The organism is Gilvimarinus sp. 1_MG-2023 (assembly GCF_030548285.1).
Genome location: NZ_JAUOSC010000002.1, coordinates 538,033 through 557,431, shown reverse-complemented (window position 1 = coordinate 557,431; position 19,399 = coordinate 538,033). Strand labels below are relative to the sequence as shown.

Genomic DNA, 19,399 nt, shown 5'->3' with positions numbered 1-19,399 from the left:
CTAAGGTTGATGTGGCAATCGTAATAAGCCGCAGGTTAAGTTTTGAGTGAGCTGAGCTGGTCATCCAACCGCTGCATGATGGTGTCTAGCTCAACACCGGTTTGATCAGACTCTTTGGCCATAGCGGCTAGCTGGTTTGCTTTATCTCCGATTATCGTCAGATTGCGGCTGATCTCTTCACTTACGGCGCTCTGCTCTTCGGCGGCGGTGGCGACTTGGGTAATATTGTCGGCAATAGAGTTTACATCCGCCACCACCGTGGACAGTGAGTCGAAGGAGGCCTGTGTATTGGCCTTAGTGTCTTCGGCTTTTTCGGCGCTGCTGGCGATGACCGCCACAGAGCGATTGACCCCTTCTTTTAAGCTAGAAATTAAATCATTAATTTCGTCGGTACTGTTTTGAGTTTTGCTGGCCAGGTTGCGCACCTCGTCGGCTACAACGGCAAAGCCGCGGCCCTGTTCGCCGGCTCGTGCCGCTTCAATTGCCGCATTGAGGGCCAGTAAATTGGTTTGTTCGGCAATGGCGCGAATAACATCGAGAATTCGATTGATATCTTCTGTGCGTGCGGCCACATCGCGAATGCTGTCGCTGGCGGTCAGCATTTCACCGGTGAGCTGTTCCACTCGTTCGACAGAGCTTGCCAGCGCTTCACGCGACTGAACCACGGTATCCAGGGAAGTGGTGGCATTTTCCGATACTTGTGCGGCCAGCTGGGAAACACTGGTTGCCGTTTGTGACATCTCGTTGGTGGCGGTCACCACACTGTCGATTTCCCGCTGTTGTTCGTGGGTGGCCTCGGCGGCGCGCTTGTTGATCGATGTGATCTGCTCGGCCGATTGGTGTGCATCGGAGCCAATTTGTTTTAACTCATTCACCATATGGCGCAGCTTGGCGATAAAGTTATTGAAGCCCCGCGATAAAGACATCAACTCGGCGTGGGTCTGTACGTCAATGGAGGCACTGAGATCCCCCTCCTGGCTCGCCAGATTGTGCACCCGCTCATCGAGCTTGCGCAGGGGGCGGACGATCGACTGCACCAATAATAACAGTGCAACGCCAATGGCCAGAGAGATCGCCAAAGAGATAACCGTTTGGTTGCGCAGCAGGGTCGCGACATTGTTATCAATGGTGCCGGTCAGGCGGCTGGTGGTGGCCAATACCACCTCTTCTGGCAGCTCGACTAACAGTGACCAGGTCGAATCGGAGGCCTCTATAAACAGTGGTTGAGCAACATAGTAGGTGCCATCGCGCTTGAGGGTTGAATCGGCTTTTTGGTGCAAATTAGTCAGCTGCTCGGCATAAGTGTCCCGCGCTTCAGAAAGGGGGCGGGTCAGCTTGTCGGTGTATTCACTGGAGCCGACAATTAAGCCCTTTTCGCTCAAAAGTGTGATGCGGCTGCGGCCGGCGTAAAGCTCGCGGTGTAACTCGTCAATTAAGGATTGTATGACCGGCAAGTTGACGTCAATTCCGACCACACCGCGAAAATCGCCGGCAACAGTAATGGCACTGGTCAAGCTAGTCATCAATTCGCTGTAACCGGGGCGGATTTCATAAAAGTATGGCTCTAGCACGCAGGCGCTACGAGTGTCTTTTGAGCATAAAAACCACTCGGCCTCGCGCTGGCCAAACTCGTCTCTGGTGTCGAGATATTTTTCTTCTGAGTCTTCGACGCGCTCTTGGTGAACTTGCCCGGCCTGATCCCGTATCCAGTAAATCTCCAGGGCGCCGCTATTGGCTACCGTATGCACCTGCTCACTGCCGAGTAATTGTGTGTCTTGTCGATCGTAGGCATCGGCTTCGAACTGTGCGTACAAAGCGCTGATGTCGGCGTGCTGCGTCAGAGTGGCTTCGGTAAGAAGGTTCACTTGTGCCCGGTTGAGGCGGTGTTGTTCATTCGCTGCACTCAGAGAGAGTTCGCCGGCAAGAGTCTCGGTCACCCGGAATAGGCTGTTCATGTAGCCGGCGACTCTATTGCCAAGGCTGGCCGCTTCACTGTTAAGCCGCCCCAGTACTTCGTCCTCCATGGCGGCCTGGGTTTGCTCCAACAGCTGACTTTTCATACCGTTGAGGCCAGACACCAGCTGGGTCACCAAGACCGAGAGTAATAAAACTAACGCAACGGCTATGGCGCCCAGCAATTTGGCCTTCAAGGTTCTGAACATGGGGAGTCCTTGGTCGTGAGTATTGAGATTAAAGTGTAGATGAGTTTGGCGACATAATGATGACGCGGGGCGGTTATCTACCGCGTACAGAGGCGCGCCTTACAACGTTATCGGTCGCTGCGGGTTTTCTTTAGGTATAAAGACACCTCTATTAATTCAGAATCGCCTCTGGCCTTCAGGGCTTTTCGAGCCCAAGGCGGCTTCGTGAAAGCGCGCTGGTTGCCCGTCTAGCGGAGCCAACACAGAGTCGGGAAGCCCTGAAGACCCCGCAGGGCGCGGCCAAAACGTCCATCCGCGTCGTTGCTCTTATTGCTAAGGGCTTACGGCTAAGAGCGGCTAGCGGAGTGAGCGTTTTGGACTCGCGTAGAGACGGCTTTGATTTAATAGAAGTGCCCTTAATTGTTTTTGCCACTTTTCGGTGCGGCTATGGTTATGACACCGTGCGATTAAGAAGGCTCGGTAGCTGAGATTCCAGATGGTGTACTAACAGTCGAACTTTGGGTGATAGCCGGCGCGTGGGAGGGTAGAGCGCCCAAATTCCTTCGCGGGCGGGGGAATAGGTCTTTAAAATTGGTATCAGCCGTTGCTCGGCCAGCTCGGAGGTTAAGTAGTAGTCCGGTAATTGAATTAAACCAATTCCTTTGCGGGCCGCATCGACTAAGCTGGGGCCATTGTTGCATCGAAGGCTACCGCTAACACGCACATTGCGGGCTCGTCCCGCTTCACTAAAGCGCCAGTAATCCAGCGTACCCAGCAGGCAGTTGTGGTCGGTTAATTCACTTAGCGTGTGCGGCGTACCGTGGCGGGCTAGATATCCGGGCGCGGCACACACAATGGGGGTGCGCTCGGCCAGTAAACGGGCAATCAGGCGGCTATCTTCCAGTGGGCCAAGTCGCACGGCCAAATCTAGGCCTTCATCCATTAGGTCTAGGCGTTGATTACTCAGTGTCAAATCAATGCGCAACTGCGGGTGTTGCAAGGCAAAATCGTTAATCAGTGGGGCGATGTATGTTTCGCCAAAGGTGACCGGGGCGGTCAATCGCAGTATTCCGGTGGGATTGGTTTGCAGCTCGGCCAGCTCGTTTTCGGCACTGCTTAAAGCGTCGAGAATTTGCCGGCAATGCTGGTAGAAGACCCGCCCCTCTTCGGTCATGTTGACCTTGCGCGTGGTGCGATCAAGCAGGCGTGTATTGAGCCTTTGTTCGCGGGCTTTTATTTGGCGGCTAATGTGGGCTACAGATGTTCCCAGACGTTGGGCGGCACGGGTAAAACTCCCGGTTTCAGCCACGGCGACAAACTCACTGATGCCCTCCCAATTGCCCATTATTACCCTGCTGTAAAAATGTTTTACTTGTAGGCTGTATTATTATCCAGATAAAAATAATTACAATGGGGACATAGACTAAACAGTCTCCTTTCTTTTAGCCAATTGTGAGGTTTGCCATGATTAAATCGCGTGCTGCAGTGGCCTGGGGCCCAGGCGAGCCATTGAGTATTGAAGTGGTCGATGTTATGCCGCCCAAGGCCGGTGAGGTTTTGGTGCGGGTGATCGCCAGTGGGGTCTGTCATACCGACGCATTCACCTTGTCCGGTGACGACCCGGAAGGTAATTGGCCCGCTATTCTCGGCCATGAAGGTGGCGGTATTGTTGAGCAGGTTGGAGAAGGGGTTACCAGTGTCGCGGTGGGCGACCATGTGATTCCTTTGTACACCCCCGAGTGCGGCGAATGTAAATTCTGTCTGTCCGGCAAAACCAATCTCTGCCAGCAGATACGCGAAACCCAAGGCCAAGGGCTAATGCCTGATGGCACGACTCGCTTTTATAAAGACGGCGAGCCTATCTACCACTATATGGGGTGTTCCACATTTTCTGAGTACACCGTGTTGCCAGAAATCTCATTAGCTAAGGTCGATCAATCTGCGCCCTTGGAAGAGGTTTGTCTGCTGGGGTGCGGGGTCACCACGGGTATGGGGGCGGTGCTCAATACCGCGCAAGTGGAACCGGGCGACACGGTGGCTATCTTCGGTTTGGGTGGTATTGGTTTATCGGCCGTTATCGGGGCCACCATGGCGGGTGCCGGGCGTATTATTGGGGTGGATATTAACGACAGTAAATTCGACTTAGCTAAGAAGCTGGGGGCTACCGACTGCATTAACCCAAAAGACTACGATAAACCGATTCAAGAGGTGATTGTCGAGCTTACCGATGGCGGTGTTGACTATTCGTTTGAATGTATCGGCAATGTTGATGTGATGCGCTCTGCGCTGGAGTGCTGCCACAAAGGTTGGGGTGAGTCGGTCATTATCGGTGTCGCCGGTGCCGGTCAGGAAATCAGTACCCGGCCGTTTCAGTTGGTGACTGGACGGGTTTGGCGCGGCACAGCCTTTGGTGGGGTCAAGGGGCGCTCGGAGTTGCCAGGTATTGTCGAGGATTATTTGGCCGGCAAGTTTAAGCTCAACGATTTTATTACCCATACCATGGGTTTGGATGATATTAATCACGCGTTTGAACTTATGCATTCCGGTGAGAGCATACGCAGCGTTATTCATTTTGCCAAATAGTACATACCAGGAGCTTGTATGAGTCTAGAGGTGGTATCCAACACAAAATGTTTTTCTGGTTGGCATAAGCAGTACCGTCATCAATCATCGACCTTGAACTGCGCTATGCGCTTTGCCGTTTATTTGCCGCCGCAGGTGTCGTCGGGGCAATCGGTTCCGGTAGTGTATTGGCTGTCCGGACTGACCTGCACCGATGAAAATTTTATGCAAAAGGCAGGGGCGCAGCGTATTGCGGCTGAACTCGGTATCGCCCTGGTGGCGCCGGATACCAGCCCCAGGGGTGATGGCGTTCCCGATGACCCGGAAGCGGCCTACGATTTTGGTTTGGGCGCGGGCTTTTATCTCAACGCCACACAAGCTCCCTGGTCGCAACACTACCGTATGTACGACTATGTGGTCCATGAGCTGCCCGAATTGGTCGAAAGTGTGTTCCCGGTGAGCCAGGCGCGCGCCATCAGCGGCCACTCTATGGGGGGGCATGGTGCATTGACCATCGGCTTAAAAAATCCGGACAAATACAGTTCGATTACCGCATTCAGCCCAATCTCAAACCCGATGGATTGCCCCTGGGGGCAAAAGGCTTTTAGCCAATACCTGGGAGAAGATAAATCATTGTGGTGCGATTACGACAGCAGCGTATTAATGGCTCGCGGTGGTAAGACACCTGTGTTGGTTGATCAAGGTACAAGTGATAACTTTCTGAGTGAGCAACTTAAACCGCAAGCATTGACTCAGGCGGCCGAGCAATCTGACTATCCATTAACTCTGCGCATGCAGCAGGGCTACGACCACAGCTACTACTTTATTGCGAGCTTTATGGAAGAGCATCTGCGCTTTCACAGTCGGTATTGGTAGGTGCCGGGCGCACACAGTTGCGCCCTTCGTTTTTGGCCTGATACAGCGCCTTGTCGGCCCGGGCAATCCAGCTGTCCCAGTCTTCATCGGGGTGCTTCTGCGCGCAGCCAAATGAGGCGGTTATCGACAACTGCTCGTTAATTTCTCGGCGCAGTAGTTCGGCGATGCGGCAGGCGTTGCTGAGGCCTGTGTTGTTTAACACCACTAAAAACTCCTCGCCGCCATAGCGGTACAGCTCATCGCTTTGGCGCAGCTTGTTGGTCATCAGGGCAGAAATTTGTTGGAGTATGGTATCGCCTCGCTCGTGTCCGAGCTCATCGTTAATAGCTTTAAAGTGATCCAGATCCATCAGCACCATGGAGCCGGTGTATTTTGCATTGTTTGGCCCCAGTTTAGAAAAAAGCTTACGTCGATTGCCCATGCCGGTAAGTGGGTCGTGGTGGGCCAATTGCTCAAGCTGTTGGCGCTGATCTTCTGTTTTCCAGGAAAAAATACCGGCAAAGGCACAGACTAGAATAAGGGCAACATAAAAGTCGATTGGCTCTGAGGGGTTGGTAAAGCCCGATACTGCCGGGGCAATTACAAGCAATACGGCGCAATTAATAACAATAGCTTGCCTGAGCGAGAGTAAGAAAAAATTGGCAATAACCACAGGGAAGAGCCAGTAAACCATGACGTCTAATTTAAAATACACCATGGTGATTCCCGCTATCGAGTAAAAGCTCGCACTGCTTAGGCGGGCTGCAAGGCTGTGTTGGTGGCGTAGGTTGTAGCGCAGAACAAGAAGCATGCCTAAAACGATGACTGCATCGAGCCCGGCCAATAACCATTGGCCAGCCAGTGCTCGCATCATCGCAAGGGGTGTAATGGCGATAATCGCGCAGGCGGATAGCAACAGCATCATCGCCTGGCGAAAGTTATTGCGAAGAGTCGTGATCAAGTGGTACGTCCATAGGGCGTCTTTATAGTATTAATAAAGATAGCAGCCCCGTGGCAGGCTGACAAAAATCGTTACTCCTTGATGGCAAAAACCACCTGAATTTTTTTACTGAGGGTAATGCTCTGAGGGGCGAAGAGCTCAAATTGGGGTTGTTGGGCCCCCGCCGCCATAGATCGAAACTGTGCTTCATTGACGCCAAACTTGGGGTAAGGAGCAAGCCCTGCGTGTTGATCGGTAATTGAATAAACCCGGCCCAGTTCGACATCGAGCCCACCGGCCAACGCCTGAGCTTTGCGGCGGGCGTCGGCACCTGCTTGCTCTGTTAACTGAGCGGTGATTAATTCGCGTTTACTGACGTCAAAAGTGGCATTGAGATTGGTGGTGTTGGGCATGCGCATTAGGTGATTGACGATGGCTTGGTAAGCATCCAGCCCCTCGATTGTTAAAGTAAACTTCTGTGTCACTTCGTAACCGGTAATCAACGGTTGATTGCCGCCGGGCTGATGACTGCGTCGCGGGCGTTTATCGATTGCCCAAGATTCAATATGCTCTCGCTCTAACCCTTGCTGGGCCACCATTTCGACAATATCAGCCGCTCGTTGAGTCACTGTATCGACCGCCGTTTGGGCGCTCTTTGAATATTCCATGATTTGAAATTTTAAGGTTACGGTATCTGGCGCCACATCCAGTTTGGCCTCGCCGGCGACCGTAAGGTGGGCAAAGCCCGGATCTTGCTGGGCGTGGCTGCTGTTTATCAGGCTGGTAAACAGCAAAAGCGCGAAAAGAATACGTTGCATAACTTACTCCAAGGGGCATTATCTATATGGTATAAAGGTTACATTGCGCAGTGAATATTTTGTTTTTGGATTGGTTATATGTCAGAAAGTTCGCATTCGGCCCTTTTCTGCCGGATTTGTCTTGCCATCGTGCTTTTTTGGGGCGCGAGTGAGGGGCGTGCTCAAACACTGCACTTGGTTGCCGATGAGTGGTGCCCCTATAACTGTGAACCCAACAGCGAAAAACCGGGATTTATGGTGGAAATTATGACCCGCGCCTTTGCCGGGCAGGGGGTGGATATTCACTATTCTACCTTGCCTTGGTTGCGTGCACTGCGCGAGACTCGCAATGGGAAATACCATGCGACGATTGGCGCTTCTAAAGCTGAAGCACCAGACTTTATATTTCCCCGTCTTGAGCAAGGTGAAATGCGCAATGGTTTTTGGGTAAACACCGACTCACCTTGGCAGTTTCAAGGCCTACACTCATTATCACTGGTGCAGTTAGGAATTTTAGCCGGTTATGGTTATGGTCCTGCTTTAACTCAATATATTGACAGTGACAGCAGTAAAGAAATGATTTCAGTTATCCGTGGCGATAAACCCCTGGATACCGGATTGGCCATGTTATTGCGCCAACGCATTGATGCGTTAGTTGAGGATGAAACGGTTATGCGGCAAAAAATAGCGCAAGCCGACATAGAAGGTAAAGTGAAACTGGCCGGCTACGTACCAACCACGGATCGATTTAGCAAGGTATATATCGCTTTTTCACCGGCCGATAAAAATTCCAAAAAATACGCCAATATTTTAAGCCAAGCAATGTTAGAAATGAGAGCTAATGGTGAGTTAGAAAAAATATTGGCACGCTATCACCTTTCTGATTGGCGATAACCATGGGTAGCAAAAATGTTGGATGAAGCTCAGAAACAATCTATTAAAATTGTCGGCGGTGGCCCCAAGAAAGTTCTCTACACTTTAAAGACCATTCAGCGTATTGGGTTGGCCAATTCTGCCAAGGCTCTCAAAAGTCGCAATGCTTGCAAAGCCTGTGGTTTGGGGATGGGCGGTCAGCACGGCGGCATGACGAACGAGGCGGATGAGTTTCCCTCGGTATGTAATAAAAGTATTCAGGCGCAGTCAACCGATATTCAACCGCCGATTCCCGTAGAGCTGTTTGACCATGATCTAAACGATTTTAAAGATCTAAGCGCCTACGAGTTGGAGCGTTTAGGGCGATTAAACAACCCGATTTTTAAGCCCAAAGGGCAAGATAAATATCAGGTATTAAGTTGGTCGGACGCCTTGGATATTGCCGTTGACCGATTCGGCGCTGCACCCCCTGAACGCAGCTTTTTTTACTCCTCGGGCCGCTCCTCCAATGAGGCCGGTTTTGTTCTGCAATTGCTGGCGCGCCTATACGGCACTAACAACGTCAATAACTGCTCTTATTATTGCCACCAGGCTACAGGCGTTGGTCTTGGCAACAGTATCGGCACTGGGACGGCAACGGTTGCATTGGACGACTTGCAATATGCCGATTTAATTTTTGTGATTGGCGCCAACCCGGCATCCAATCATCCGCGGTTTATTCACCAACTAAAAAAATGTCGCGACCGCGGCGGCAAAGTCATTGTGATTAATCCGGCGAAAGAACCCGGGTTGGTACGTTTTGCCGTGCCGAAAAGCCCGCGCTCGATGGTCAGTGGCGGTACCTGGATTGCGTCGACCTTTGTACAGCCCAATATCGGTTCTGATTTGGCGCTACTCAATGGTATTGCCAAGGCGCTGCTGGAGCAGGGCCGTCAAGATCACACCTTTATCGCTGAGTACACCCGAGACTTCGATGGCTACGCCGAACAAATAGCCGCGCTTGAGTGGGATGCGATAATAGCCCAGTGTGGAGTGGAGAAAACGGACATAGAAAGTATCGCCCTGCAACTTGCTGACGCCAACAATGCCATTTTCAGTTGGGGCATGGGCATTACCCACCACTTAAACGGGGTGGAAAATGTCGAAGCCATTGCTAACCTCGCCCTACTGAGCGGTATGCTGGGCAAGCCTGGTGCGGGTTTATTGCCTTTGCGTGGTCACAGCAATGTGCAGGGTATTGGCAGTATCGGGGTAAAGCCCGTGTTGGCAGAAGATGTACTGGCTGCGCTGGAGGATAAGTTTGCGGTTACCCTGCCGACAGAGCGCGGTATGGATACTCTTGCGTGCCTTAACACCGCGCTGGAAGGCAAGATGGATGCCGCTCTGATTATGGGCGGCAACTTATATTCGGCAACCCCCAATAGCGATTTCGCTCGCAAAGCGTTGGACGCTGTCGGATTTAAGCTATTTCTCACCACTACACTGAATGAAGGTCATGTTAATGGGGTCGAGTCCGGTGATGTAATGGTACTGCCCGTGGCCGCGCGCGACGAGGAGCCACAGAGTACTACCCAAGAGTCCATGTTTAACTATGTACGCCTGAGTGACGGCGGCATAAAACGTTTAGACAATGTTCGCTCCGAGGTCGAGATTTTGGCCGATTTAGGCAGCCGGTTATTAGAGCAAGCGCCGTTTGATTTTGCGCTGTTTAAAGAGCACCGTCATGTTCGTGAGGCGATTGCCAGCTGTATACCGGGGATGGAAGCACTGGCCGATATCGACGAGTCTAAGCAGGAGTTTAGCGTCGGTGGTCGCATTAAACACGAACCCATTTTTGATATTGGTCGCGCGCGATTTCTGTTTAGCCAAAAAGATGAAAAACAACAGTTGGAGTATCCCTTTACGCTGGCGAGTATTCGCAGTGAAGGCCAGTTTAACTCCATCATTTATGAGCAGAGCGACAGCTATCGTGGCGCGCAATCGCGCTGGACGGTATTGCTCTCCCATCACGACTGCCAAAAGCTTGGCTTAGAAGGCGGCGACCGGGTAACGGTCAAATCACAGCAAGGTGAAATGGTTGGGCTAGAAGTGGTGCCCTTTGATTTGCCATCTGGCAACGTGCTGGCTTATTACCCCGAGGCCAACGTCTTAATTGACACCGAGCACGACCCGCGCAGTAAAACACCTGCCTTTAAGTCGGTGCCGGTTAAGTTGGAGATTGCGACGAGCTAGGAGGTTCGTTGGTGAGTGCGGCGGGCATTTCAGCCAGCCGCTGATTGATTTGAGGCACTAACTCTAAAGCGTCTTTAAACCGCTGGCTTTTAAGGCAGTAGTAGAGTGCGTTGGTAAAGCTAGCAAGCTCTATATCACTGGCTGGCACTGTATTGAGTGCCTGATCGTTCTTATATCGTAAAGTGATAGCGGTTTGGATTTGTGAAAATCCTTTTTTATTGGCGGGGAAATTACAGCCAAACACATCTAAACCCCATTGCCCCCACTGCCAAGTGATAGGGCTCTGTCCCTCTTTAATCAAAATGTTATGCGGATTAATCGTATTGTTTTGAAAAGCTGTAGGTAAATTGGCGAGCGTATTCCGTAATAAACTTATATTGTTTAATAGACTCGCGACCTGCTCGCGTTCGTCTTTATGACACGCTAGCAGTAATGGTCTTACCAGCGCTTCATCCAGTTTCTTCCAGAGCAGTGGGTGCGAGCGTAAATAAGGCGCGGTTATGGATGTTGGCGGTAGGCATCCGGCCAGCGTCTGCTGAAGTTCAGTAGCAATGGCTTCGAATTCAGAGCGATTGGTTAATGGTGTATAGCCTGTGGCGATGCGTAAAACGTTGACGCGAAATTCTTTGTGTACGCCTGTGAATAATAGCTCTGGGGCGGGCAGCTGCGCTGCCGACTCCGAGGTTAATAGGGTCGCCTCATGGTTGCATTGTAAGGCGCGGGGCTTATCGTAAATTTTAACAATGTAGTTTTCTTTGTCTGCCTCCACCCAAAAAGCAAAGGTGTTCGGTATTCCCGATTGTAGCCAGTGAATGCTCAGTGTATCGGTGGCAGGGCGTTCTCCGCTTGCCTGTTCCAATAAATCACACAGCCAATGCTTTCGGTTCGGAATCTCCAGCAGTGCCCATATCCCCTCTGAATTGATGGGGGTGTGGCTATTTAAAACATGGTCATGAAAAAATAACGCTGAATTTTTTTCTCGCAGTTCTGCGGTATTGGCTAGGTCGGCCACACTGATGATCAATTTACTGGTGGCCTGTCTGGTTAAAATAATGGTGGCAATAGTAAACAGAAGCGAGGGCCCAGAAAAGTACAGATGATCCACTACGATGATAGCGAATATAAGTAAAAAGCCAAGATTGTTAATATTTTGTAGTGCTTGAATTAACAGCTTGGGCTGATTGTGTTGGCGGGCGCGGCGAACCAAAACAGGAATTGCTGGGGCTGAGGCCGCAATGACCGCAATGGTCGAAATACTGGTTAATGGATAAATAAAACTCAATACTACAAGGGATACCAGCATAAATATAATGCCGGCAAGTGAGTTAATGACCTTAGTGTAGGTGTTGGTTGCGACCTGTTCTTGATTTTCAAACAGTACGATTTTTCCAGCCTGCTCTACAATATTTCGCACTGAGGAGTTAATGAGATTAGTAGCCCACTTCTCGCCCACCAAGTATATAAGAAAGCAGATCACGGCAAGCCCACTGAGAGACAGAATCAGAGCTTCGCGCGACCACTGCTGAACCAGCTGCGGCATATAGCTAGGTATCGTCTCCATTCCCAACAGCATGACAATTTTCACGGGCAATAGCATGCCCAGCATCAGTGCTGTTTGAGCGATTAGCGTTAATGCAATGGCTTGGCTGGAGCGAAAGGGCGTCAACTGTATTAAACGCTGAGCCAACTGCCAGAGCCAGTGTGGGGTGTTTGTCGTCTGCTGCAAAAAAGCGTACCTCAGCGAAATAGTGGGCGAACTCAGTGTACCTAGGGTGTTCGGTCAAGTGAAGTCAGAGCTGTTGTCCGCAGCAATAGCCGCTGGCCCAGGCCCATTGAAAGTTAAAGCCGCCCAGCCAACCGGTCACATCCAGCACTTCGCCGATAAAATAGAGCCCCGGGGCAGTTTTGGCCTCAAAGGTTTTGGACGATACACCGTCGGTGTCGATGCCGCCGCGGGTCACCTCTGCTGTGCGATACCCCTCGGTGCCATTGGGGATCGTCTGCCAGTGCTGCAGGGCTTGGCTGAGGCTGGCAATATCCTCCCGCCGCCACTGGACGAGTTCTTTTTGCATCAGCGCAGACAGCCCTTGATACTCCATCCACTGCTGAATAAAACGTTTGGGTAAGAGCTGGCTTAACAGGTTGATCGGCGATGCCTTTTGCCCTTGCTGGCGCCATTGTTCTATGTGCTGAGTGATACTCGCGCCGGGTAAAAAATCTATAGCGAGAGTTTCACCACTGTGCCAGTAGTTGGAAATCTGCAAAGCGGCGGGGCCACTGAGGCCTTTATGGGTAAACAGTAAGCTGTCGCGAAAGCTTTGCTCGTTACAAGTAATGTTTACCGGCAGTGACACCCCGGCTAGCGATTGGCACAGGGTTAACGTCTCGCCTTTAAAGGTAAAAGGCACCAGCGCCGCTTCGCGCGCCTTAATTTTGAGGCCGAACTGTTTGGCGATATCGTAGCCAAAACCGCTGGCGCCCATGGTGGGAATTGACAGACCGCCGGTGGCCACCACCAGTGACTGACAGCCGAAACTGCCCATAGAGGTGGCTAACTGATAGCGCAGGGGGCCGTCTTCGATGGGGGTGATGGCGTGTATGTCACAGCCGGTTTGTATGCTGACCGCGCCCTTGTCGCACTCGGCCAAGAGTATATTCAGAATATCTTTGGCTTTGTTGTCGCAAAAGAGTTGGCCTTGGGTTTTTTCGTGGTAAGCCAATTGGTGCTCGCTTACCAGAGAAATAAAATCCCATTGGGTGTAGCGCGACAGGGCCGATTTACAAAAGTGGGGATTGGCCGAGAGATAGTTGTCGGGGCCGATATCGTAATTAGTGAAATTACAGCGCCCGCCGCCGGACATCAGGATTTTTTTGCCGACTTTATTGGCGTGATCAAGCACCGCCACCGAGCGGCCCCGCTGCCCTGCCGTGGCCGCGCACATAAGCCCGGCGGCGCCGGCGCCAATAATAATACAGTCAAAGGTTTGCATTCTGCCGCCCGTTGCGGGCCGGGCTAGATGCGCCGGCTCCGGTCAAAAGGGAGCTATTATACGTTACCTAGAGCTTTGCAGGGCTAGTGCCTGAAAGCGTCGTCGGTCACAGGCTCTGCCATTGCCATATATTGCAAATACGGCTGTAAAACGCCATCAAAGCGTCCCACGCTGTAGCCTGGGTAGGTTTGGGTAATCGTGAGGGTCACCTCGGTTTGATCCAAGCGCTTATAGGTGGTGGGCGCGAGTGCCTGAGTGCCGTAATACTGAATATTGGCAAAAGGCGCTGCACCCTGGGCGTAAACCGTAAAGCTGTCGCCCACATCGACGCCGTTGTTCGCCCCGGCCAATAGGTAGACGTTCTGGTCATGGGCGGAGACCTTTAACGGTGCCATAAAGGGTTGGCACAGGGCTTTTTGACCGATATCGGCTACAGCCTGGTCGATTAATTCACTGGTTTTATGGCCGTAATCGGTACTCCAGAATTCGGGACTGGCAAAGCCGGTGCGCGCGGTGTAGTCGGCAGTCCATAACCCTTGAGTGGCATAGCTTTTATCGAAAATACGAGCGCCGGTGACACCGTCGTGCAGCATTAAACGAAAACGGAAGTGGCGGGCACGAATGTCATCACGCGATTGGCCCACCCAGCCTTTGACGGTACTGGCCACCCGGTTAGAGGCGCGTCCCAGGCTGTTGCTGCGGTAGTAACCGTGGCCGTTGACCATCGACATGTCTTCGATGTAGCCGGTCATCACATATTGAGCTTGATACTGGTTGGCAACTTGCTGAACCGCGTTAAATAATTCGTAGTGATTACTCATTAACCGATTGGTGCTGGCCAGTAATAATTCGGGTTGGGTTTGAACCTGTAGCTGGTGGTTGGGGTAAAGCCTTTCAGCCATGGCGCTTGAAAGGGCGGTATCAGCATTGTTAAGTTCACCCACGCGACTGTGGGTTGGGCTTTTGACGTTGAAGGCGGTCACCAGTAGAGACTTTTGATAATCGCTGCTGGGGCACGTATTTATCGCTTGCGGGGCCAGTTCGGCACTGACAGTCACCTGATAGATACCGTCTTTTTGGCTCTCGCCAATCACTTTTAAAGCTTTTAGCTGGCCCTTGGTGCTAACCCGGATTTGGTCGTCCACCTCAGCGGCATTGACCACCACAGTGGAGGCGTTGACCTGCAGGCCCGCCTGCATCAGTGCGGTGCGGGCGGCATCCTCAATAGCGCGTTGGCGCACCTCAGATAAGCTGCCCTCGCTGAGTGCACTGCGCCCTTGGGCAGTAATGGTGGTTGCCGCAGCGGGTACAATAATCAAACTCCAGCTGAGCGTGGCGAGTAATGCAAGCGTCTTAAACCTGTGCATGAGTCCTTACCTTTAGTGTCAGTGAGCACCGGTGTCGTAATGTGTTTCTACTGTGCTATGCGTGCGCACGACTTGGCGCTGATCGGGATAATGCTGGCCGCGAGTAGAACCATAGGTTTGCCCCTGCATCGTAGCCAATGGTGCGAGGAAGAACTGCTCACCCAGCGTGATGGATACCGTGGTTTCAAAGTAGCCTTCTTTGTTCATTCCCTGAGTCACAATGCGAGATTCGCGCAGTGTATAGGCATCGACCAGAGCGCTCATGCGGTCAGCGTCGGTAATAAAGTCACTGACAGTGGTGTTGGCCGATATTTGTACCCCTCGTACCCTTTCTGCCAGCGTACGGTAGGCTTCGACTTCTGAGGCGCGCAGAGCCATCAGCTTTTGTTGCGGCACATTGCCGGCCAGGGTTGGGTCAATGGCACCATAACCGGTAGCGGCGATGGTTAATGGCTCAACCTGCACATGAGCCGCTTGTACGTGTTCATTGTTATAGCCGCCACAAATACGGCACTCAATAATGCCACAGCTTGCCAGCAGGCTGCTGATGGTAAGTAAAGACAAGTATTTTAAAAAGCGAACGGTCATCTTCTGGGTTCCTTGAGCTGGGATCATTAGTCCGGTTCTATCGGTTATAAGATCGGTATCGGCAGCTGCCAAGGATTATTTAGGGGTTTGTGGGTGGGATTGTTGCAGTGCAGCAGAGGGGGGCGCCCTGAACATCACAGGGCGCGAGGGGTTGAGTTAAACCAGCGCGGCGCCAATCAACACCAGCATACCTATTTGGGCAAGCAGGGCGATACCGTAAAAATAACTGCGCGGGCTGGGGTTCTTTTCCGTGGCAATGGCGTAGTAGAGCGCCATATGAATAAAACGGGCAAGGGCGTAGGTGACTACCAAAATGCCCAACCAGCGCGGATGAGCGCCGGCAAAGACACCGAGAAAGACCGAGCCGATAAACAGCGGCATATTTTCCAGCGAGTTCATAAACGTGCGGTGGGCGCGAAATACAAAAGAGTCGTGTGACAGTTCATCACTGATTTTGCCCGGTACGGCACCGGGTTGTTTGGCCTTGCTGCCGGCCGCCACAACAGCCTGAATAAACAGCGTTACCAGAGCGATATAGGTGCCGATAAAAGTAATCGAATAATCGTAATTCATAGTGCGTCTTCCTTTGGGCTAGCGGGTGAGTTTGGTCCAAACCAGCAGTCGGTTATTCGCTGGCATGGGGTAATCTTTACTCAGTACTAGAGCGTTTTGTTCGGCCAGTTGCGAGATCTCCTCAAAGTGGCGGATGCCGCTGTCCGGGTCTCGCTTTTTTAGCATTTGATCGAAGGCGGCATTGCTGTCGCTGGTGTACTGGCCGCCATAGTTAAAAGGCCCATACTGCGCAAAGATTCCCCCAGGGGGGAGGTGTTGGCCCACCTGTGTAAATAACGCCTGAACCAGCGGCCAGCTGACAATGTGTGCGGTATTGGCCGAAAATACTGCATCAATGCCGGTGGGCCAGACAGGCTGACGTAAATCAAAAACCGTCGGTCGCAGCAGGTTGTCGCTGGGCTGATGATCGATCCACTGGTTGATACCCACGTGGTTCACAGACAGATCACTGGTTTGCCAAATAAGATGAGGCAAGTTTTGGGTAAAATACACCGCATGCTGCCCCGTGCCCGAGCCGATCTCCAAAACACGGCGGCGGTCAGAGAAAACCTCGGTTAAGACATTGAGAATCGGGTCTTTATTGTTTTCACAGGCTTGAGAAAAAGGTAGAGACATAACTGGTCGTCTTTGTATTTTGGTTAGTAAGAAAAATGTAGCCGACAAACGCTGAACGCAAAAGCAAGCCTTAAGGGTTGCCAAGTTAAAGCGCTGCCCGCTCACAATTTTGTTCAGCGTTCAGCGTTCAGCGTTCAGCGTTCAGCGTTCAGCATTCAGCGTAAACACCATTGGCGCCAGCACCTCATTGTTATTGTTCTATTCAATACTTAACACTACACCCATAGGCCCGGGTTGCAGGTTCTGCAACCGGCTCCCCCGCCAAGGCGGCGTCCAGCGCGGCGGCAACGTAGTTTTTCGACTCGGCAATCACGGCTGGGTTGGCCGAGTCGTTATCGTCAATCGCTCCGGCGTAAACCACCTCGCCGGCGGGGTTAATAATGTACATGTGCGGGGTTGTTTTGGCACCAAAGGCCCGCCCCATGCTGCCGTCCGGGTCGAGTAAAATGGGCGCGCTGTTCTGCATCTTGTGAGCCTTGGCTTCAGCTTGCGCCTGTGGTGCGTCCAAATAGCCCTGTTTGCCTTTGGCCGAGGAGATAATAGTGAGCCAATTGACGTCTTGCTCGGTGTACTTTTTTTGCAGCGCCTGCATATTGCCACTGCCGTAGTGCTTGCGAACATACGGGCAGTCTTTATTAAACCATTCCAGTACCAGCCATTCGCCCTGGTAGTCTGAAAGCGCGTGCACATTGCCTTCGGCATCGACCTCGGAAAAGCTTGGCGCCGTTTCGCCGGGGGTGGCGACGGCAAATGCCAGAGCGGGTACACAGAGAAGACTGGCCAGTAAACCTTGCTTAAGGATGTTCATTATTGATCTCCTGTCGGTTTGGTAAAAAGCTCGTTAATCATGCGCTCTTGCAATAGTTGGGGCAAGAGCCGTGGGGTTGACTCGCCCGCCGCATACCAAGCGTACACTGGCACCGAATTGCGCCCCAGTGCAGCCAGTGCTTGGGTGATATTGGCATCGTGACGTGTCCAGTCGGCGCGAATCGCCAATACGTTGTGTTGGCGAAACAGTTCAGCCGTATTGGCAGTATCCAGAACCAGCTTTTTGTTGACCTGGCAGGTGATGCACCAAGCGGCGGTATAGTCGATAAAAACCGCTTGCCCCTCGTTTAGCGCCCGGTCGATACGCGCCTTGTCGTAGCTGTGCCAAAGGTCTGTGGCGGGCTCTGCGGGTGAGCTGTTATCGCTGTGGTACAAGGTTGTTGTGGCCAGCGTTAAGGTGGCAATCGATACGGCTATCGCCAGGGCGCGCCAGAGTTTACCGCTTCGCTGCCCCAGCCATATGCAGAAACTCAGCGACAGCAGTACCGTGCCCGCCAGAAGCCAGCCGCTGTCGCCCATAATGCGTCCCAATACCCAGGCTAGCCAAAGTACGGTGGCGTACAAGGGAAAGGCAAAAAATTGTCGCAGTGTGTCCATCCAGGGGCCGGGGCGGGGCAATCGTTGGAGCAGGCCCGGCGACAGGCAAAGCAGTAAAAAGGGCGCTGCCAGTCCGGCGCCGAGCCCGATAAAGATGGCCATGGCTGAAATGGCCGGAAGTACGGCCGCCGCCCCCAAGGCGGCGCCCATAAAGGGGCCGGTGCAAGGGGCGGCCACAAATACCGCCAATACGCCGGTGGCGAAGGAGCCGCCCGAGGCACTGCCCGCCAGATTCATAAGCCGGTGGCCAAATTCAAAAACACCGCTAAAGGCCAGAGCCATCAGCCAGAACAACACAATCAGTGCCAGAACGACGACGGGCGACTGCAGCTGAAAGCCCCAGCCAATAGCGGCGCCTCCGGCGCGCAGGGCCAGTAGCAGTCCGCCTAAAGCGGCAAAGGTGGCGAGTACCCCAGCGCCGTAGAGCAACCCCTCGCGGGTGCGGGCGCCAGCGGTTGCATTGGAGTTCATCAGGCCAAAGAGCTTGATCGACAAAACCGGAAATACACAGGGCATTAAATTGAGAATAATGCCCCCCACAAAAGCCGCCACTAGCAGGAGCGCGATCGATTGCGTAGCAACAGCGGGGGGCGGTGGTGAGCCTATAGCAATCTCGGGCAAAGACCAGGCGCGCTCCCCGTCGCTGAGTACAAAGCCTGTGCTGGCAGGAAGCGCCACCCCGGGCTGGCGCTCGAAGCTTAGTTGCCAGCCTTTTTCGGTGGGTTGTGCGACCGGCTCGCGCGCAGTGATTATGTCGCCATCTAAGGGGAAGGAGGCGGGCGGCGCTGCCTGATCGGAGTCGATGGTCAGCTGTAAGCCTTGCTCGCCCTCAGGCCAGAGCCCGGTGATCTTCCACGGGCTTTTGTCGCCGCTTTGCGGCACGCGCTGCTGGAATTGGTCGAGCAGAGCTTTGTCGTCTGGGTTCCAGCGTGTTTGCCCGGTAATCGGGATGGTGAGAGCCATTTGCCCAAAGCCCGGGATGCAATCGACTTTACAGACCAGCCATTCCAAATCGACCTCGAGCGCCACCTCCTCTGCGCCGGCTTGCGCGATGACATCGAATAAATACACCGTGTTGCCTTCGTAGCCCAGATTGGTGAGGTGCTCAATGGGCAAGCGGGTTGGAAATGGCCACTGAATGGGGCCGACGTCAGTGCCGGTCGCGGTAAAGTCAAAGCGGGGGGCGGCGCCCGAGTCTCCGGCGTTGCGCCAGTAGACGTGCCACTCGGGCGCCACCTTAAAATAAAACCCCAGTGTCGTGGTGCTCTCGGCGCCAAGGCTTTGCGGTGCAAGCCAGGTGACCTCGACGTGGTCACCTGCGGCGCGCAACGGATCGTCGCTGGCGCCACTCTGGGCCAGGCTTAGTGAGCTGAGCAACAGCCAGAAGAGGCCCCAAAGCTTTATTGTCATAGTCTTCATCGTGAGCTGCCTTTTTTGCACG

At 53.0% G+C, this 19,399-nt stretch carries 16 protein-coding genes; 4 read left to right on the top strand and 12 right to left on the bottom strand.

Translation table 11 applies throughout. From position 1 onward, the window contains the following. Positions 1-35: 35 nt before the first annotated feature. Both Q4563_RS05200 and Q4563_RS05195 read right to left on the bottom strand, forming a co-directional pair. Positions 36-2,162, bottom strand: coding sequence for a methyl-accepting chemotaxis protein (locus Q4563_RS05200; protein ID WP_215978171.1), 2,127 nt, complete (start codon positions 2,160-2,162; stop codon positions 36-38). A 430-nt stretch (positions 2,163-2,592) separates the two neighbouring features. Then, positions 2,593-3,486: a LysR family transcriptional regulator gene (locus tag Q4563_RS05195; RefSeq protein ID WP_215978170.1), complete on the bottom strand. Its 894-nt coding sequence runs from the start codon at positions 3,484-3,486 to the stop codon at positions 2,593-2,595. Between the two features lie 119 nt (positions 3,487-3,605). Between Q4563_RS05195 and Q4563_RS05190 the strand changes: the two genes are divergently transcribed. Next, complete coding sequence (locus tag Q4563_RS05190; protein WP_303603841.1) at positions 3,606-4,724, top strand: S-(hydroxymethyl)glutathione dehydrogenase/class III alcohol dehydrogenase; 1,119 nt, start codon at positions 3,606-3,608, stop codon at positions 4,722-4,724. Between the two features lie 18 nt (positions 4,725-4,742). Next, positions 4,743-5,579: an S-formylglutathione hydrolase gene (fghA, locus tag Q4563_RS05185; RefSeq protein WP_215978168.1), complete on the top strand. Its 837-nt coding sequence runs from the start codon at positions 4,743-4,745 to the stop codon at positions 5,577-5,579. Here fghA and Q4563_RS05180 read toward each other — a convergent pair. Next, a complete protein-coding gene (locus Q4563_RS05180; RefSeq protein ID WP_215978167.1) occupies positions 5,539-6,519 on the bottom strand; it encodes a GGDEF domain-containing protein in 981 nt (326 codons plus the stop codon). The two genes, fghA and Q4563_RS05180, sit on opposite strands and share 41 nt — an antisense overlap. 71 nt (positions 6,520-6,590) lie before the next feature. Further along, positions 6,591-7,316, bottom strand: coding sequence for an SIMPL domain-containing protein (locus Q4563_RS05175; RefSeq protein WP_303603840.1), 726 nt, complete (start codon positions 7,314-7,316; stop codon positions 6,591-6,593). A 78-nt stretch (positions 7,317-7,394) separates the two neighbouring features. Between Q4563_RS05175 and Q4563_RS05170 the strand changes: the two genes are divergently transcribed. Continuing rightward, positions 7,395-8,189, top strand: a complete 795-nt coding sequence (locus tag Q4563_RS05170; protein ID WP_303603839.1) for a substrate-binding periplasmic protein — start codon at positions 7,395-7,397, stop codon at positions 8,187-8,189. Positions 8,190-8,204: 15 nt separating this feature from the next. Continuing rightward, the gene (locus Q4563_RS05165; RefSeq protein ID WP_215978164.1) at positions 8,205-10,400 is read left to right on the top strand and encodes an FdhF/YdeP family oxidoreductase; all 2,196 of its coding nucleotides are present in this window, start codon (positions 8,205-8,207) and stop codon (positions 10,398-10,400) included. On the opposite strand, the gene Q4563_RS05160 is transcribed toward Q4563_RS05165, so the two are convergent. The 8 genes from Q4563_RS05160 to Q4563_RS05125 all read right to left on the bottom strand — a co-directional run bounded on the left by Q4563_RS05160 (position 10,375) and on the right by Q4563_RS05125 (position 19,377). Beyond that, positions 10,375-12,126, bottom strand: a complete 1,752-nt coding sequence (locus Q4563_RS05160) for a phosphotransferase (protein ID WP_303603838.1) — start codon at positions 12,124-12,126, stop codon at positions 10,375-10,377. The genes Q4563_RS05165 and Q4563_RS05160 overlap by 26 nt on opposite strands. 64 nt (positions 12,127-12,190) lie before the next feature. Further along, positions 12,191-13,390: an NAD(P)/FAD-dependent oxidoreductase gene (locus tag Q4563_RS05155; protein WP_303603837.1), complete on the bottom strand. Its 1,200-nt coding sequence runs from the start codon at positions 13,388-13,390 to the stop codon at positions 12,191-12,193. A gap of 83 nt (positions 13,391-13,473) precedes the next feature. Continuing rightward, on the bottom strand, positions 13,474-14,757 hold the full coding sequence (locus Q4563_RS05150; protein WP_215978161.1) for a flagellar assembly protein T N-terminal domain-containing protein: 1,284 nt from the start codon (positions 14,755-14,757) through the stop codon (positions 13,474-13,476). A gap of 18 nt (positions 14,758-14,775) precedes the next feature. Further along, complete coding sequence (locus Q4563_RS05145; protein ID WP_303603836.1) at positions 14,776-15,345, bottom strand: hypothetical protein; 570 nt, start codon at positions 15,343-15,345, stop codon at positions 14,776-14,778. Positions 15,346-15,501: 156 nt separating this feature from the next. Continuing rightward, positions 15,502-15,918, bottom strand: coding sequence for an MAPEG family protein (locus tag Q4563_RS05140; protein ID WP_215978159.1), 417 nt, complete (start codon positions 15,916-15,918; stop codon positions 15,502-15,504). Between the two features lie 18 nt (positions 15,919-15,936). Next, positions 15,937-16,533 (bottom strand): DUF938 domain-containing protein, encoded by a 597-nt coding sequence (locus tag Q4563_RS05135; RefSeq protein WP_303603835.1) that lies wholly within the window; start codon positions 16,531-16,533, stop codon positions 15,937-15,939. A 202-nt stretch (positions 16,534-16,735) separates the two neighbouring features. Further along, positions 16,736-17,341 (bottom strand): redoxin domain-containing protein, encoded by a 606-nt coding sequence (locus tag Q4563_RS05130; protein WP_303603834.1) that lies wholly within the window; start codon positions 17,339-17,341, stop codon positions 16,736-16,738. Beyond that, positions 17,341-19,377: a protein-disulfide reductase DsbD family protein gene (locus Q4563_RS05125; protein WP_303603833.1), complete on the bottom strand. Its 2,037-nt coding sequence runs from the start codon at positions 19,375-19,377 to the stop codon at positions 17,341-17,343. The genes Q4563_RS05130 and Q4563_RS05125 overlap by 1 nt, the downstream gene beginning before the upstream one ends. Positions 19,378-19,399: the final 22 nt, after the last annotated feature.

Bases quoted from the DNA above. Each gene is read 5' to 3' on its own strand.
- Q4563_RS05165 (WP_215978164.1), top strand. From the start codon at position 8,205: ATGTTGGATGAAGCTCAGAAACAATCTATTAAAATTGTCGGCGGTGGC.
- Q4563_RS05200 (WP_215978171.1), bottom strand. From the start codon at position 2,162: ATGTTCAGAACCTTGAAGGCCAAATTGCTGGGCGCCATAGCCGTTGCG.
- Q4563_RS05125 (WP_303603833.1), bottom strand. From the start codon at position 19,377: ATGAAGACTATGACAATAAAGCTTTGGGGCCTCTTCTGGCTGTTGCTC.
- Q4563_RS05140 (WP_215978159.1), bottom strand. From the start codon at position 15,918: ATGAATTACGATTATTCGATTACTTTTATCGGCACCTATATCGCTCTG.
- Q4563_RS05190 (WP_303603841.1), top strand. From the start codon at position 3,606: ATGATTAAATCGCGTGCTGCAGTGGCCTGGGGCCCAGGCGAGCCATTG.
- Q4563_RS05170 (WP_303603839.1), top strand. From the start codon at position 7,395: ATGTCAGAAAGTTCGCATTCGGCCCTTTTCTGCCGGATTTGTCTTGCC.
- Q4563_RS05195 (WP_215978170.1), bottom strand. From the start codon at position 3,486: ATGGGCAATTGGGAGGGCATCAGTGAGTTTGTCGCCGTGGCTGAAACC.
- Q4563_RS05130 (WP_303603834.1), bottom strand. From the start codon at position 17,341: ATGAACATCCTTAAGCAAGGTTTACTGGCCAGTCTTCTCTGTGTACCC.
- Q4563_RS05155 (WP_303603837.1), bottom strand. From the start codon at position 13,390: ATGCAAACCTTTGACTGTATTATTATTGGCGCCGGCGCCGCCGGGCTT.
- Q4563_RS05150 (WP_215978161.1), bottom strand. From the start codon at position 14,757: ATGCACAGGTTTAAGACGCTTGCATTACTCGCCACGCTCAGCTGGAGT.
- Q4563_RS05145 (WP_303603836.1), bottom strand. From the start codon at position 15,345: ATGACCGTTCGCTTTTTAAAATACTTGTCTTTACTTACCATCAGCAGC.
- fghA (WP_215978168.1), top strand. From the start codon at position 4,743: ATGAGTCTAGAGGTGGTATCCAACACAAAATGTTTTTCTGGTTGGCAT.
- Q4563_RS05135 (WP_303603835.1), bottom strand. From the start codon at position 16,533: ATGTCTCTACCTTTTTCTCAAGCCTGTGAAAACAATAAAGACCCGATT.
- Q4563_RS05175 (WP_303603840.1), bottom strand. From the start codon at position 7,316: ATGCAACGTATTCTTTTCGCGCTTTTGCTGTTTACCAGCCTGATAAAC.